Origin of the sequence: Lysinibacillus sp. NPDC047702 (assembly GCF_050272555.1) — a bacterium.
In the GTDB taxonomy this organism is placed as follows: Bacteria; Bacillota; Bacilli; order Bacillales_A; family Planococcaceae; genus Lysinibacillus.
The window spans coordinates 13313-30050 of sequence record NZ_JBNNMG010000067.1 but is presented as its reverse complement, the minus strand read 5'-3'; the positions used below and the strand labels follow the sequence as shown (position 1 = coordinate 30050).

Below are 16738 nucleotides of genomic sequence, written 5' to 3'. Positions count from 1 at the left end.
CCACAGGAAAGCGAGTAGCCTGGAACGGAAATCACCTTCATTTTGACTAAATATTCACAAAGAGTCCCTTGACTATTTAATTTTTCAACACTATGTGGAGCGTGTTTTTTAAAACACGCTCTTTCACTTTAGCTAATTGCCATTTCTAAAAACAAATCAATTGAGTGAAAATTCTGGAAATTGAAAATAGAACATTTTACTTAGGAGATATTAAATGATTAAATCAAACTCGCTAAAAAATTTACTTAGTAACAATGAGGGCTTTAATAATTTCATTCCAGTAATCTTTAAAAGTTTTTTTCCTTTTAGTTGAATGATTAATCTTTTTCTTTTTGGCGTTTTTTGTTAGGCTTTTCACAGAAATTCTCCTTTTAAATATGTTATATATTTGTTTAACGGTCAAATAACTGAATTCCGCACAATTTAAACGCATCTGAATACGGAGTATATTCTACTAATCTTTTTGTCTCTTCAATATTTAAACGTTTAAAACGATTATCAGATATACCATGTAAGATAGAGAAGGGAGGTAGGTTTTTAGCAGTAATCGTTTTAAGGAGAAGATCACTAAAATCTTCTGGACTTATATACGCACTCATATCTCTAGCTGAAAGTGGCTGGCCCTCAGATTTGTAATCGTCATAAGCACCAATACGGATAGTGATACTTTGTAACTGTTTTTCATAAGCGAAATATGATGCTAGTGCTTCCACAAAACATTTGCTAACTCCATACATATTCTTTGGTCTAACAGGTGAAGAATCGGTTACCTGGAAGTCTAGTGGATATCCTTCAACTGTTTGAGCACTGGAAGCAGCTACGACCCTAGATACACCGTTATCCGATGCGGCTTTAAAGATATTATATGAACCTTTAATAGTATTCTCTAATAAAGAACTATAAAAATCTGCATTTGGAGAAGGATCTCCTGCTAAATGGATAACAATATCTATGTTTTTACATGCTTCCTGGCATTCTTCTAAACTAGATACATCTAGATAAATAACTTCATGTTGTGACGATTCCTTAAATTTTTCTAAAGGTAATAAATTAATATCTGCCAATCTTAATTGAAAGCTTGTTTGTTTCATTAAAGTATTGGTTATATGACGACCAATCTTCCCAGCCGCTCCTGTAATTAAAATTTTTTGCACCACAATTCAGCTCCTTTTAATCATTTGTTAAATGTAATCCTGATTATAAGTACATGTTTGTCATTAGTACAGCGAATAATTATAATGAAGTACATGAAAATAATTCAGGGGGGTCAACGATGAGTTTAGTTAAGTATGAAATTTTTAGTAAAGCAGCAGAGGTAAATAGCTTTACAAAAACTGCGGAAGAATTAGGACTAACGCAATCTGCTGTAAGTCATGCCATTACTAGTTTAGAAAAAGAGTTTAACTTTCCTCTATTTATTCGTAATAACTCAGCAATAAAGTTAACTCAGAATGGAAAGGATTTATTAATCACTATTCGAGAGATTCTTTATTATAACGATATGTTAAAACAGGAAGTAAACGCCATTAACGGCTTGAATAAAGGAACAGTAAAGGTAGGGATATTTAGTAGCATATCTACAAACTGGATTCCTTATATTATCAAGGAAATGGAGGAGAAATATCCTGATATAGAAATAAAACTAATAGAAGGAAACTATGCTGAAATAGAAAAATGGTTACTAGATAGTGAAATAGATTGTGGTTTTGTTAATAACCAATCAACCTCATTACATTCTTTCGATATTGTAGAGTTAAAAACTGAGCCACTTTTATGTGTAGTATCAGAGCAATCACCCTTACACAGTAACAAACATCTATCGGTGGAAGATATAGAAAATGCCCCCTTCATTATGCCAACTTATCAATGCTTTGAAGATATACATTTATTTTTTAAAGAAAACAACATTGAGCCAAATATTCGATTCGAAAATATGAACGAAAATTCTATTTTTTCGATGGTTGAGAATAATTTAGGTATAAGTATTTTACCAGAAATGATTATCCCTAAAGGATTAAATTCCATCAAGGTTATCCCACTTGAAATAGCGCAAACACGAACGATTGGATTAGCGATTAGAATGCCAATTTCACCTGCAGTTAAAAAATTCACTGAGATTACTGAGAATTGGGTAAAAAAGCTGGGCTATAGTTGATTAAATTAAATAATTTTGTAAGTTTGTTACAGTAGTGAGCCTTTAAATAACTAATAAAATTAGGATAACAAGTAAATTTGTGTTTCACACCGTATAAAAGCTTTATAATACCACTTATTCGTCCTCGTTTTTTAAGGTTAAATTCCTGAAAAAATCTTTGCGAAAAAATAAGGAATAGGAGTGCATGATTAAATAGTTACAATTTGATGTAGATGTTTAATTTTCATAAACGATAACGGACTTTTGGAAATCATAATTTTTAAATGGGGTGTTATCTACAACGATGAAACCTTTCTATTATCATCAAACACGGCCTGAGCGAACAGCCGGGTCATGGTGCTAGAAATTATAACGACCAGGTTTTGAGGTCTTAATACCTGAAATGTGATCTGACCCCAAAAATTTGAACTTTTTAAGAAACCTTTCGAAACTAACTGAGCTTTTTCCGTTGAGTTTTATTTTTATCTGTTCCATGATTGTAATAGTGGATATAGTCTACTAACGCTTTTTTGAATTCTTCATAGTTCTTAAACGTAGTCGTGTACAGAAATTCTGATGCCGAAGGGAAAACCTATCCATTAAAAGAATCAAAAACTGAAAAAATTATGAAAAGAGGAAGCATTGATTATTCATAGAGTGATGATATTTGGCTTCTAGTGAATTTATTAAAATCAGTTGGAGATAAATGATAGATTAGGAATTATATTAAGGGGCTGGGATATAACCAGTCAAAACCCTTAAAAACCACGAGAAATCAACGTTTTTAAAATTGATTTCTCGCAGTTTTCTGATGTGAATTTTTTATTAGCAATATATAGAGCGCTCTCTAATAAAAGTACTTAAACCTCGTTTATAGAGGGATAGGGGATATTTACAAGCCTTGTGATCAATTCTATAGTGAACAAGGATTGGTAATTTACCAGTATTTTTATGCAAATTATAGAAATAACTCCATGGCGATTTACTCGCTCCATGGAGATTTCATTTGGGTAGTTATAATGAAAATGTGCTAAAAGGGGCACAGCATGGTTGACCAAACGCGATTTCTAAACGAAGTTCACTTAGATTCATAATAATTGAAAACAATGTATCAGATGGAACTTCTCTCCCTAACATCGGAGCTAATGTTTCGCCGTGACGACAAATGCTATCTGGATAATTCACATGATCAGACAGCACACGTTTAAAGGATTGTTCGTTAATTTGTCCATAGTCGATTCGCAATAATTTCTCGGCACGTCCATTGCGGAAATGTGTATCTGGGAATTTATAGCGAGATGTATCTTTAATAAGAATGGACTTAGGCCCATAAAAATGATTTGAATGTGTAATGATGTCTTGATTTGGATAAATTGCATCATAGTCATTGCATGTACTTTCAACGCTTAATGCTTCGCCCTCTTTAGAGGCAATTAAATAATTTGCTGCCGTCCCGCGTGGCAATCTAGAAATTTGTCCAACTGCTTGTGAGTATAGCTCACTATTTAAAATACCACGTAAAATAACATGTACAGGTACACCATATTGTTGTCTTTCTTCACTTAAAAAGTTTAAACATACACCAATACCCTTATTATTCATGCCAATTTTGCCGATAATACCTGCTTCCGTACACATTAAAATTTGGGGACGATTTGTTTGCCGGATTTCCACAACAATTAAACATCCCTTTATTGATGTTAGCCAGTCCCAATTTTGTCCTACTATTGTCTTGTGACCATCAGTACTTGGGGGAACCGCGACCAAAGAAGTACATCCATCATTCGTTGACATAATTTCACTCCGAGCATTAATTGCCACAATATCAAGGAACGGTACGTCGGCACCATCACTAATTCCTTGCATTTCTTCCACAAGTGTTTGGTCATATTGTTGAATCCAAGGTAAATACTTTTCAGCCTCTTGCTGGGCAAAAGTCCAATCATTTTTGTTAAAGGTTTGAAAAATTTTTTTATATGCTTTAATTGTTTTACGAATTTCTTCCTTAGCTTCAATACCGAGTTGATGTCCACATTCGTAAGCTGTTCCAGATACTTTAATATGTTTTATTTTTGGCATTATCATTTCTCCCACTTTATTAATCAAATAATCTTTGAAGCTGATTAACCGATTTATTGTTAATAGCAAATGCATACAGAATGGCTGCAAGACCAGCGACAATACCAGCAACCACTAATGGAGCAATAAAGTTACCCGATTGAACTAGTAGATAACCTGTTAGTATTGGTGCTACCCATCCTGCAATATTACCAAAGAACCCTTGCACACCTGCCATCGTTCCGACTAAATTTTTTGGCGCGATATCGGCAACCGTTGCCCATACACACGCTCCAGCCAATGCTGCGCCACCTAATGAGATAGAAATCCATACTAGCGCTGCAACTGCACTTTCTACAAAAGCAGCGAAAATAATCGTTGTGGATAAAGCCATTCCGATGGCCATAACAGTACGTCTTGCAATTAAAGGTGACATTCCTTTTTGGATAAAGTAATCAGAAAGCTTTCCACCTAATAATGCACCAATTGTCGTTACAACCCATGGAATTACTGCGTTAAATCCTGCTTTTAACAATGACATATCTCTTTCTACAACTAAATACGTAGGTAACCAGGTAAGCATTAAATATAAAATATAGTTTTGCGCAAAGTAGCCGAAGTACAAGTACCATACTGTTTTATATTTTAATAAAGAAGACCATTTTACTTTGGGGCCGTCTGCTTCCACAGCTGTTTCTTGTGTAGCAGAGCCTGCTAAAATATGCTCTAGTTCGGCTTTATTCACCTTTGGATGCTCGGATGGATGTTTTTTATAGAATAGTCCCCATGCAATGGCAAAAATAATTCCTAGCAAACCACATAAATAAAAGGCGTATTGCCAGCCATAGCTATTGATAATAACAGCAAGAATCGGTGTGAAAATACCTGCGCCACATGCAATTCCTGTCGTTAATAATGAATTGGCAATCCCTCTTTCATGAGAAGGGAACCAATCAGAAATAACCTTAGTGTTTGTAGGGAAAGAAGGTGCTTCTCCAACCCCCATTAATATCCTTGCACCAATTAAAGCACCAAATGAACGCAATGATCCAGTTAAAATCGTTGCGATAGACCACCAAATGATTGCAATAATGTATGCCAATTTAGTTCCCAATTTATCGACTATCGCCCCAACTGGTAGCTGCATTAAAGCATATGACCAAAAGAATGCTGATGATAAAATCCCAAACTGTGTTGCATTTATTGATAAATCCTCCATCATTGATGGTCCTGCAATTCCCATTACTGAACGATCCAAGTAGTTGATAGTTGTTGCAATTAATAAAAAAATGCCTACCCACCATCGAATATTTGTCTTTTTCTCCAAACATACTCCTCCTTTTTGGTTGATTAATGGTCATGACATTAATATATGAAATACAAATAATGTTGTCAATAAAAATTTTCAGACTATTGGAAAATCCCTCGTTTATTAACGCATACACAAAAAACACTCATTCGTTATGTCAACGAACGAGTAGGATGGATTTTAAACAGCCTATTAAGAGGGTTTCCGATGTGTTCTTTGCTATCTATATGAGCTATAATTACAGTAATGTTAGAGTTTATACCGAAAGGACACATTCACATTATGATTACTTTAGGCGTCTTTGGTTCAAGAGATATGGTCGATAAAATATATGAAGTTGCCATAGAAAATGGCTACTTCAAACCTATTAAATTTTACTGGACACCGGAAATAGGAAGTGATGGGGAATACTTAAGGAATAAAGAAAGGGAAATTGATTTGTGGTTATTTTCAGGCTTGGTATCGTATTCGATTATTACTAAACAAGTCTCTTTAAGTAAACCTACTTTTTATATCGAATATACAGGTTCTTCGATTCATCAAACGTTGTTAAAAGCATCCTATACAAATAATTTAAAAATTAATGATTTAAGCTTTGACTCTATATCTGTGTCGGATCTTACGAATATATTACGAGAAGTAAATATACAAGATAAGCCTATATCCATTAAACCATTTAACGAAAACTTAGAATTAGAGGATTATATTAATTTCCACCAAAATGAATTTCAAAAAAAGCATGTTAGAGGTGTTGTAACTTGTATTCCTCAAATCGTCTCTAAACTACAGACATTAAAGATTCCAACATTTCAAGTATTACCTACTAAATCAGCGATTAATAATAAATTAAATACACTAATGCTTAATTTTGAATTAGAAAAATCACAAAAAGCACAAATAGCTGTACAAATTATTGAATTTGATTTAGAAAATAAAATTCCTAAAAATTTATATTTTGCAGATGAGTTTTTAAATTTGGAAATGAAAATCACCACAAATTTACTTAAATATGCAAAAAAATTAAATGGCTCTTTAAAAAATGGAGGAATGGGTAGATTTTTAATTTTTACAACAAAAGGAATTTTTGAAGAGCTAACGGATGAATTTGAAAATATTCCTGATATTGATTTAGATGGTATAGATATTCAAAATATTACGTGTGGAATTGGTGTCGGCTTTTCTGTATATGAAGCTGAGTTAAATGCAATAAACGCATTAATACATGCAAACGAAACTAAGAAAGGTACATGGATGGCACTACTCAATGATGGTCGCTTAATCGGTCCACTGAATACGAAGGATAAACGAATATATTCAGTTAACAACCAAAAATGGCAAAAAATCAGTGATGAAACCTCCTTAAATATTATAACGATTAGTAAGGTAGCTAACTTTGTAGAAGTTCATAATAAGAATGAATTTACGGTCAAAGAGTTAAGTAATTTTCTGCAAATATTGCCAAGGAGTACACAGAGAATTATTACAGCCTTAGAACAATTTGGTTATGTTCGAGTCCTTCGTACAGAAAGTCCACATTCTCGAGGCAGACCAAAGAAAATTTACGAAATTACGTTTTAATATAAGCATCTCTCCATTTTGTATGCATTGACATATAAAAGAGGAGGTGCTTTTTTGTGCAAACCTTAGTTTATATTAAAGTGTTCCCTTTGTAATATTTTTATTGAATCGTATGAAAGTAGCCGTTGATAGATATATGTATTTCTACAATAATGAGAGTACCAATTCAAGGAACATCCTGAATTTAAAATAGGAGATATTTGGATATACTTATTTAGATTTAATGAATGTAGATATATATGAGTTTAGGATTTATATTCGATGAAAAGCGACATCTCAATTTAAATAAAACATAGATTCCTATACACGCTCGCCTAGTTTTTATTAGCCTCACCTAGCCCCAGAGCAAAGCTATTATATGCAGTATTCTGCATTATAAAGAGTGGGGTGAGATTTCCTAAACCATTGACATATCAATGGTTAATCAATTTTTTATGTTCACTTTGCACCCATTCCACATTAGAGCCATTAGAATAAGGAGAGAAAACAAATAATGGAAAAATATCGTATAGATCAATCAAAGGGAATTGAATTTGGACTGTATTCATTAGGAGATCATATCCCCAATCCATTAACGGGTGATCGTATTTCTGCACAGCAGCGTCTTCAGGAGCTAATTGAAGTAAGTCAGTTAGCCGAGCAAGCAGGAATTGATGTATTCGGTGTAGGTGAAAGTCATCAATCTTATTTTACAACACAAGCACATACGGTTGTTTTAGGGGCAATTGCGCAAGCTACGTCAAAGATTAAATTAGCAAGTACGGCAACCGTGCTGAGTGTTTCTGATCCAGTACGTGTTTATGAGGATTTTGCGACAATCGATCTAATTTCAGATGGGCGTGCAGAAATTGTGGCTGGGCGCGGCTCTCGTGTAGGCGCATATCATTTACTGGGGGTTGACCTACAAGACTATGAAGAAATCTTTGAGGAGAAATTAGAACTGCTAAAAAAAATTAATGAAGAGGAACTTATAACATGGGAGGGGCAATATCGAGCATCACTGCACAATGCTCAAGTTTTACCACAACCAAAAAACGGCTCTTTACCAATTTGGCGAGCTGTTGGTGGTCCTCCTGCAAGTGCCATAAAGGCAGGCTATATGGGCATTCCAATGATGTTAACGACATTAGGGGGTCCTGCTATGAATTTTAAGCCATCTGTAGATGCCTACAGGGAAGCAGCAGAGCGCAGTGGCTTTGACCCTGTCGAGCTACCGATTGCTACAACTAGTCTATTTTATGTTGCTGACTCGACGAAGGAGGCCCTACAAGGAATGTATCCACATCTAAATGGGGGATTCCAGGCAATTCGTGGCGGAGGTTATCCAAAGCAACAATTTGCACAAGCACCAGATACACGAGATGCGCTAATGGTTGGCAGTAAGGAACAAATCATTGAAAAATTACTCTATCAATATGAGCTGTATGGTATGCAGAGATTTATGGCACAAATAGACTTTGGTGGGGTACCTTTCGAAAAATTAATGAAAAACATTGAAATCATTGGTAATGATATAATACCTGCAATCAAGAAATATACAGCAAAATAAGGAGATGTCCAACATGAAAATCGTCGCATTAGCTGGTTCAATTGTCGGCTAAAAAAACGAAAACAGCCATTAGTAAAGTTGTTGACATTTTACAAGAAAAATATCCAGCGTATGAGGTTACTTTACTTGATCTTGCTGAGTACAATATGGCGTTTAGTGATGGGCGTAATTATTTTGAGTATGATGGAGATACAAAATATGTCACAGAAACAATTATGGCTGCGGATGTCTTAATAATTGGAACACCTACATTTCAAGCATCTATTCCAGCAACATTAAAAAATATTTTTGATCTGCTCCCTGTGAATGCCTTTCGTGATAAGGTGGTGAGTATGGTTGTTACAGCAGGTACAGCTAAGCATTATCTCATGGTTGAGCAGCAATTAAAGCCGATTCTAGCCTATATGAAGGCACATATCGTACCAACCTATGTATTTATAGAGGAAAAGGATTTTTTACGCAAGGAAATCGTTAATGATGATGTCCTTTTCCGTCTAGAACGTTTAACAGAGGATACAGTTATGGTAACAGATGCATTTGCCGAAATTCGTGCTAAAAAAGATGCGGAATATGATTTCTAATTTTTTATAAAGAGGGGCGTTGCCTGAGAGGAATCTTAGGCAACGTCCTGTTGTAATGTCCATAAAATGTTTTGTGGAAAACCATTATATTAAGTACTAATAGCCTCCTATCTAGTACAAATGCTTGTCAATCGCGCATTTATTCCCATCAATTCAGCAATCCCCCTCTCAAAATGGAAATTTCCATATGTAATCGACAATACAAAAGGCCTCGCATAACATTAAGAAATTAAGATATCTAATATAATAGAATGGTAATCATCTTCACAATGTCACAACTTCACCACGAATGCAGACAGTAATTGTATAGTCATGTCTCTTTGGCCAGCTTTACCTTTGTATCAAAAAAATAGTATGATAGAATATTTTTTAACAAGCTATTTTTACAATAGTTTATATATAAAAATTGGAGGGGAAAATATGAAGAAATATTTAATGGTACTGTTGGTCGTTCTGGCTTTTTTACTAACCCCCACAACCTCTAAGGCAGCAGAGGTAAAGTGGGATGGGGCACAGGTTGTTAAAGGACAAGCAGGGAAGATGACCTTTACTAAAGATGTAAAAGTATATAAGAAAAATACTGATGGTAGCTTTAGCTCGTTAACAGTGAAACGAAACAACTACTTCCGCGTATATGATATTGAAAAATACGATAATAAAATATTTTACTGGATGAGCTCAGGATACCGTGTACAGGCAACTGATTTAGTTGTTTTTAAGGAGGTACCACTCGATATTCGGGCTTCTTTTTATGATAATCCAGGTTTAATTTATATCAATCGTCAGGGCGGAAAGCCTCTAGGATATGGTGACTATCTGTTAAGCAAAAATGTCCCTGGTAGCGCCGACTATAATCCTTACAATGATATCGTACAATTTAAAATTGGGAAGAAATTATATTACTATTTCTACGCTGCTCCATTTGAAGGTAACCCATTGGAGGTCTATATTGATAGCTCAGATATTCGCATTGCGGAAGCAACACCTCATGTTAAAGATTATTATACGTTAAATGCTGATGCACAGCTGCTCAGTGGTCCAATGATGGGTGCAAGAGTGCTAGAACAAGCATCAAAAGGAGCGGCTTTTGAATTACTAGGAATCGAAATAAATGGCTATCTCATGGTGAAATCGCCAACAACCTGGAGACATGGCTATATCCCTGTTAAAGCACTTCAGTCTGTACAAAAACAAGGTAAACGATTTATTCGTTATGGTGTTTATGTTGGAGGTAAGCATGGGGAATTAAAACGTTTTGATGAAGTCACATTTTTATCAGAAGATACTACGACAGCTTTAATTGAATTCAAGGGAGAAAAATATACAGTACCTAAAAAAGCGTTAGCTACTATACAACCAAATGAATCACCTGTCATTACATCTGGTTTTTTACCAAGTGATGCGCTTCAGCATTTAACCTATAATACGGTATATACGAGAACTGGTAATCAACGCTTTGACACTGATTACGACTTCCAATATATTACCTATCACGAAACAGACCAAGCCTTTTATTATGAGAGGGATGGCACGCAATATATATTTGAAAAACCAATTACAGAGGGATCGAAAGTTACGATAGGGGATAGTAAAGAGTTTGTTCGTGCCATTCACTATACACTTACAACACCAGCAGGCACATTTACCAATGTTGTCGAAACATCCACTAGTATATTATATGCACCTGGCTACGGTGAGCTCGGTTCAGCCTATGACCTCCAGCTAAGGGCGTTTAAATAATTATTACTACGCTGCATAAGAGTAATTCTTGTGCAGCGTTTTTTGTGGTAACCGTTTAGTTTTGATTGGACCACTTGAACTACAATGCATGACTATCCTTCTAAAAAAAATTTTTCCAAGTGTCCGTGTCCCAGAAGAATTACTTCAATTTTTCCAAACTAGAGATTATTTTGAAAATTGATAAAAATTTAACCGATTTGAAACCATTTATGGAAATAATCGTATAGATAGTGATGGGACAATCGGAGGTTTACGATGAAATTATACTATAAAACGTTTTGGATTGGGCTTGTATTAATGGGGATATCTTGTATAGTACTGCTGTTGCAAATCAATAAACAGGAGCGGCTTGTTGCAGCAGATTTCCCTATTCAAATTGAACAAGCATGGACATTTCATGATGCTCATCGTAAAGATGAAAGATTTTACGATTTATCATCTATTTTTTTGATTAATCGTATTCAATTACAGGATATTGAGATACTGCAATCCATTATAAATAATGCCAAAGAGGCCTTCATACCAAATCAGAAGCTTCGCCAAGCTCAAGATGTATGGCTCTATTTACAAAATGGGGAAAAAGCATATGTAAAATTCGGCTATATTACCGACGAATATGTGATGCTAGATATGAAAACGAATCATACATATTACATTTCACTCGAAAACCAGATAACTTTATGGGAATTGTTTGATGGATCAAAACATAATATTGCCTTTTGGAAAAGTGCTCTTTTTTTTATTGTTTATTTGTCAATTTGTTTGGCTATCATCATCCCTATTAATCGATTAAAAGTGGTAAGCGATGATTCGCCGAAAGTGGAAAAACCACAAGAGCAAGGCCAAAGTTTTTTCAGTTTTTCTACGCTTTTAGCCATTATCATTTTACCTAATTTATATGGTGCAAATCATTCTTTATTCATGTTCACATCGCTTATGCTATTATATGGGATAAGTGAAATTATTTATAAACAACATCAAGCTTATAAAAATATGATTTTTGGTATGATCATCATTCTTTATTATTATCTCTATCATTTTTATACGCTATTTGTTTAATAGAGCAGGAGGTTACTAAGATGGTATTTTCTCTTTTTAAGAAAAAGAAAGAGCCACAGCAATTAAAAAATAGAGTAGAATTTTGCATGACAAACTTATCACTTGGAGCAGCAGATGCCTATGATGTACTGGCCGAACGATCTGATATTGAAATAGAAGAATCTGGCTGTACATCTCATTGTGAAATTTGTGAACAGGGGATATTTGCTATTGTTAATGGTGAAATTAAAACGGCAGAGGATGCAGACGCATTAGTGCAAGCAATTGATGAGGAAATTAAACAAAATCCTCTGTATTAATCAAAGAACTATGGGATGTGAAAAGGATGATTCTCTTTCATAGTAACTTCTTTCTCTATGAGCTGGTTTCAATCAACAATAGTTTATCAGTGTGATAGAAAAGTACTGTAAAAAGTAAAAAACAGCTAGTTGGTTAATGATCAACTAGCTGTTTTTTATGGATTTACCAACCACGTATATACTGGGTCGGAGGTTTGACTTCTTCTCCTAAATCCTTTGCAGCATTTAGTGGCCAGTACGGATCACGTAATAGCACACGTCCTAGAAAAATTAAATCAGCACAATTATTTTGTAAAATTTCCTCTGCTTGAATGGCAGTTGTAATTAGACCGACCACACCTGTTGGAATATCTGCCCCATGCTTAATTGCCTCTGCGTGAGGTACCTGGTAGCCTGGGAAAACGTTAATATGAGCTTGCACTACACCACCAGTAGAAACATCAATTAAATCGACACCCTGTGATTTCATCCAGCGGCTAAAGATGATAAAGTCTTCCATTGTCGTGCCATCTACTGCATAATCTTCTGCAGAAACACGTACAAGTAGAGGACCCTCCCATACACTACGAATGGCATCAATTACTTGACGTAGTATGCGGTAGCGATTTTCCTGCGACCCTCCATACAAATCATTACGCTTATTAGTTGCTGGTGATAAAAATTCGCTAATAAGATAGCCATGTGCGCCATGAATTTCAAGGACATCAAAGCCAGCTTTAGCAGCACGAACAGCTGCTTTCTTAAATGCTTCTACAACATATTCAATGTCTTCTATTGTCATTTCAGTTGGTGTTTGGTAGTCATTACTAAAAGCAATAGCTGAAGGGGCAAATATTTCTCCCTCTACAGTTGCTTTACGTCCAGCATGTGCTAGCTGAATGCCCGTTTTTGCTCCATATGCCTTCATTCCATCGACTAATTGACGTAAGCCTTCAATATGGGCATCATCCCAAATACCAAGATCTTTATTGGATATACGACCTTCTGGTACAATACCTGTCGCTTCAAGAATGATTAAACCTACTTGGCCAGCAGCTCGTGTTGCATAATGAACTTGATGAAATGGCGTGACAAGTCCATCATCCTGCGCAGAGTACATGCACATTGGTGCCATCACAACACGATTTTTTAAAGAGATAGATTGTAGTTGATAAGGTTCAAATAATTTAGTCAAAATAAAGCCCCCTTAATTCCTAGTGATAAACTCTATTTTGCACATGTTACTTACTATTTGCAAGTGAACGAGACCGAGCCTCTGCTTCCTTAATACATGCTTCAATTGCTTCATTAAATTGATATTGTTCAAGCGCTTTAATCCCGGCTTCCGTCGTACCTCCTGGACTAGTCACTTTTTTGCGTAGTACATCCGGCTCATCAACAGATTGCTTCAGCATTTCAGCAGTCCCAGCCAGTGTTTGTGTCATTAATAGTCGTACAGTATCTTTTGAAAGCCCAACCTTTGTGCCGACTCTTTCAAATGCCTCCATTAAATAATAGATATAAGCAGGGCCACTTCCTGAAAGAGCCGTTACAGCATGTAATTGATCCTCATCCACCTCAATGACTGAACCAACCGCCTCAAGCAATTGTAAGAAAATCGTACGCTGTTCAGTAGTCACTTCGTTATTAAAGGCAATACCACTAGCGGACATTCCAATTGTCGCTGAAGTATTAGGCATAACTCTAGCAACTGGACGCGTGCCTAAATGCTCTGTAATGGTTTGAATGGCTATACCCGCTAAAATAGAGAGGATGGCTGATTGCTCTGTGATCTTCGCTTTCAACTCATCCATCGCTGCAACGGCATCCTTTGGTTTCATAGCTAAAATAATTAAGTCTGCTTGTTTAAAAATTTCTGCATCAACTAAACAATTAACACCATAAGTTTCATGTAAAAATTGTAAGCGTTCTTTGTCTGAGCGATTGGTGACGTAAATTTCTTGTGCTGTAAATACCTTTTGGTTAATCCAGCCCTGAATCAATGCCTCTGCCATTGAGCCTGCACCGATAAATAGTATTTTCTTCATGAACAAAACCTCCAGTTCAAAATAAAAAGCGCTCCCGTCCTTATCAATTAAGGACGAAAACGCTGTTGTTTCCGCGGTACCACCTTTGTTTGCCAATTGGCACAACTTTTAGCCCTTTTATCGCAAGGGAAACGGTTATGTTTGCATAACTGCTCAGAAGTAGGTTCGGTAATGGGAGTGGGTGATGTTACTTGCAGCAAATGTAACACTCTCTGGACACCTTCACCAAATACGTACTTGGCTTCATCAACGCACATGAATAATTAGATTATTCAAAATTATATTGATAATACGTCAACCTGTCAACAGGAGGATGACGAAAAGAAGAAAAACTTGTAAAATAGAATGAATTGTTATTCACTAGTAGTACAAAAGGGGGAAACAACTTTGTCTATATACAAAATAGAAATACCAACACCCTATGAAGTAGGAGATGTCAATGCATTTGTTGTTAAGGGCGATGCACTAACACTCTTTGATGTTGGACCAAAAACAATGGAAGCCTATGACGCATTGAAATGGGGGATTCGAGCAGCAGGCTACGAATTAAGGGATATTGAACAGGTAGTTCTCACTCACCACCATCCGGACCATGCAGGTTGGGTAGATGCCTTTCCACATGCAGAAATTTTGGGGCATGCCTATAACGATAAGTGGCTTCGTCATGACGAGGAGTTTTTACAATATCATGAACGGTTTTATAGTGAACGCTTATTTGAGCATGGCGTTCCTCAGGAATACATCCAGCCGAGTGTACATGTACGTCGTGAATTAGAGCTTGTTGGTGAACGACCATTAACACAAATTCTAGGTGATGGGGATGAGGTGCCTGGTCATCCAGGATTAAAGGCGATTGAAACATTAGGTCATGCACAAAGCCACTTAATCTTCTGGGATGAAAAAACGCATCATGTGATTGGTGGGGATTTATTGCTCGAGAAAATTACACCGAATCCATTAATTGAACCGCCATTGGATCGCACATTAGGACGTGCAAAATCATTACTTCAATATAATGAATCACTTGAAATTTTACGACAATTGCCAGTAAAAATGATGCATACTGGACATGGTGGAGAATTAGAGAATATCCCTTTATTAATCGATAAACGTCTAGAACGTCAGCATCAGCAATCAATGAAGGTATTAGAATTATTAGGTGAAGATCAACTAACGGTTGTTCAAGTCACAATGCGCCTATATCCTGCTATTTTTCAGCGTAAACTAGGTTTGACCCTGTCCAAAACACTAGGACATTTAGACTATTTAGAAGCTAATCATTATATTACATCTACGAAAACTGAAGAAGGTATTTATGTATTTAAAAGAAAGTAGGTGTTTGCATGGCCGATAAAAAGACGATCTTCGTTACGGGTGCCACAAGCGGAGTAGGGTTGAAAATTACAGAATTATTAGTAGCACAGGGTCATACAGTATATGCAACAGGGCGAAATGCAGCTGCATTAAAAGTATTAGAACGCTTAGGTGCGAATGTGATCCAAGCTGATTTAACAAATTTAACGACTATTGATGAAGTTTGCGTCCAGCTACCACCTCTTGACGTGGCGATACTCTCCGCGGGGATAGGTAAATTTGGAATCGCACCTGCATTACCTGATGAGGCTATTTCCCAAATGGTGAACTTGAATGTTAGTGTGCCAATGTATTTGGCCAAGAGATTAGCATTGCCAATGATACAGCGCCAGCAGGGGCATCTTATTTTCATTGGCTCACAGGCAGGGAAGGTAGCGACACCAAAAGCTAGCGTTTATGCTGCAACAAAGCATGCTATAGTCGGTTTTACCAATGGACTTCGTATGGAACTAGCGCCTTATCATATTAAAGTGACAGCGATACATCCGGGTCCAATTGATACACCATTTTTAGATAAGGCGAGTGATGAAAGCGGCTATCGAGCTTCGTTAGGAAGATTTTTATTAACAGCAGAAGAAGTAGCTCAGGCTACGATTAAAACGATTGAACGCCCTGTTCGAGAGGTAAATTTACCAAAAATTATGGGATTATCCAGCAAGCTATATGCTATGGCTCCTGCAACCATTGAGTACTTAGGTAAATCATTTTTCAATAAAAAATAGCAGAGATTAAACTGTAACCATTCTCAAAAAAGCAGGAGAGAGTGTTTACAGTTTTTTATTTAAAGTATCAGATAGATTCTATATGGTTCAGGTGAAATGGTTTTAAAATATAAAACTAACCTGTGCCAGGAGCTCCAAAATAGATTTAATTAATCCCTCTATTTTTTCTAATGCATCTAATAATTCAAAGAATAATTGATCACTAATGAATGAGTTCTATTTTAGCTTTCATTTAATGGTGAATGAGAGGGTCGCTAAATAATTTACAGTCATGTTAAAGTTAGTTATGTATAATAAATACAATAAGC

The 16738-nt window shown here is 35.9% G+C and carries 14 protein-coding genes and 1 pseudogene; 9 read left to right on the top strand and 6 right to left on the bottom strand.

The annotated features are described in order from the left end of the window. Nucleotides 1-392: 392 nt before the first annotated feature. Nucleotides 393-1154, bottom strand: coding sequence for an NAD-dependent epimerase/dehydratase family protein (locus ACQKIM_RS23050; RefSeq protein ID WP_427548463.1), 762 nt, complete (start codon nt 1152-1154; stop codon nt 393-395). Between the two features lie 119 nt (nt 1155-1273). On the opposite strand from ACQKIM_RS23050, the gene ACQKIM_RS23045 reads away from it, so the two are divergent. After that, entirely contained in the window at nt 1274-2155 is an 882-nt protein-coding gene (locus tag ACQKIM_RS23045; protein ID WP_427548461.1) for a LysR family transcriptional regulator, read from the top strand. 430 nt (nt 2156-2585) lie between these two features. On the opposite strand, the gene ACQKIM_RS23040 is transcribed toward ACQKIM_RS23045, so the two are convergent. The 3 genes from ACQKIM_RS23040 to ACQKIM_RS23030 form a co-directional block, all read right to left on the bottom strand. Continuing rightward, a complete protein-coding gene (locus ACQKIM_RS23040) occupies nt 2586-2702 on the bottom strand; it encodes an IS3 family transposase (protein ID WP_427548465.1) in 117 nt (38 codons plus the stop codon). A gap of 446 nt (nt 2703-3148) precedes the next feature. Next, nucleotides 3149-4213: a C45 family autoproteolytic acyltransferase/hydolase gene (locus ACQKIM_RS23035; RefSeq protein ID WP_427548459.1), complete on the bottom strand. Its 1065-nt coding sequence runs from the start codon at nt 4211-4213 to the stop codon at nt 3149-3151. 19 nt (nt 4214-4232) lie between these two features. Continuing rightward, on the bottom strand, nt 4233-5519 hold the full coding sequence (locus ACQKIM_RS23030; RefSeq protein ID WP_427548457.1) for an MFS transporter: 1287 nt from the start codon (nt 5517-5519) through the stop codon (nt 4233-4235). Nucleotides 5520-5783: 264 nt separating this feature from the next. Here ACQKIM_RS23030 and ACQKIM_RS23025 point away from each other — a divergent pair, with 264 nt between their 5' ends. From ACQKIM_RS23025 to ACQKIM_RS23000, 6 genes and pseudogenes are all read left to right on the top strand, one after another. Further along, nucleotides 5784-7079 (top strand): hypothetical protein, encoded by a 1296-nt coding sequence (locus ACQKIM_RS23025; protein WP_427548455.1) that lies wholly within the window; start codon nt 5784-5786, stop codon nt 7077-7079. Between the two features lie 493 nt (nt 7080-7572). Continuing rightward, complete coding sequence (locus tag ACQKIM_RS23020) at nt 7573-8628, top strand: LLM class flavin-dependent oxidoreductase (protein ID WP_427548453.1); 1056 nt, start codon at nt 7573-7575, stop codon at nt 8626-8628. A gap of 13 nt (nt 8629-8641) precedes the next feature. Beyond that, a pseudogene (locus tag ACQKIM_RS23015) lies at nt 8642-9209 on the top strand (NADPH-dependent FMN reductase). A 420-nt stretch (nt 9210-9629) separates the two neighbouring features. Next, on the top strand, nt 9630-10949 hold the full coding sequence (locus tag ACQKIM_RS23010; protein ID WP_427548451.1) for a hypothetical protein: 1320 nt from the start codon (nt 9630-9632) through the stop codon (nt 10947-10949). 255 nt (nt 10950-11204) lie between these two features. Continuing rightward, the gene (locus tag ACQKIM_RS23005; protein ID WP_427548449.1) at nt 11205-12008 is read left to right on the top strand and encodes a hypothetical protein; all 804 of its coding nucleotides are present in this window, start codon (nt 11205-11207) and stop codon (nt 12006-12008) included. 20 nt (nt 12009-12028) lie between these two features. Continuing rightward, nucleotides 12029-12307 (top strand): DUF1450 domain-containing protein, encoded by a 279-nt coding sequence (locus tag ACQKIM_RS23000; protein WP_427548447.1) that lies wholly within the window; start codon nt 12029-12031, stop codon nt 12305-12307. Nucleotides 12308-12470: 163 nt separating this feature from the next. Here the strand turns inward: ACQKIM_RS23000 and namA are convergent, their stop codons facing one another. Next, nucleotides 12471-13481, bottom strand: coding sequence for an NADPH dehydrogenase NamA (namA, locus tag ACQKIM_RS22995; protein WP_427548446.1), 1011 nt, complete (start codon nt 13479-13481; stop codon nt 12471-12473). A gap of 46 nt (nt 13482-13527) precedes the next feature. Next, nucleotides 13528-14334 (bottom strand): pyrroline-5-carboxylate reductase, encoded by an 807-nt coding sequence (gene proC / locus ACQKIM_RS22990; RefSeq protein WP_427548444.1) that lies wholly within the window; start codon nt 14332-14334, stop codon nt 13528-13530. 345 nt (nt 14335-14679) lie between these two features. On the opposite strand from proC, the gene ACQKIM_RS22985 reads away from it, so the two are divergent. Together ACQKIM_RS22985 and ACQKIM_RS22980 are read left to right on the top strand one after the other, a co-directional pair. After that, the gene (locus ACQKIM_RS22985; protein ID WP_427548443.1) at nt 14680-15669 is read left to right on the top strand and encodes an MBL fold metallo-hydrolase; all 990 of its coding nucleotides are present in this window, start codon (nt 14680-14682) and stop codon (nt 15667-15669) included. Nucleotides 15670-15677: 8 nt separating this feature from the next. Next, nucleotides 15678-16430 (top strand): SDR family NAD(P)-dependent oxidoreductase, encoded by a 753-nt coding sequence (locus tag ACQKIM_RS22980; RefSeq protein ID WP_427548442.1) that lies wholly within the window; start codon nt 15678-15680, stop codon nt 16428-16430. Nucleotides 16431-16738 lie beyond the last annotated feature (308 nt).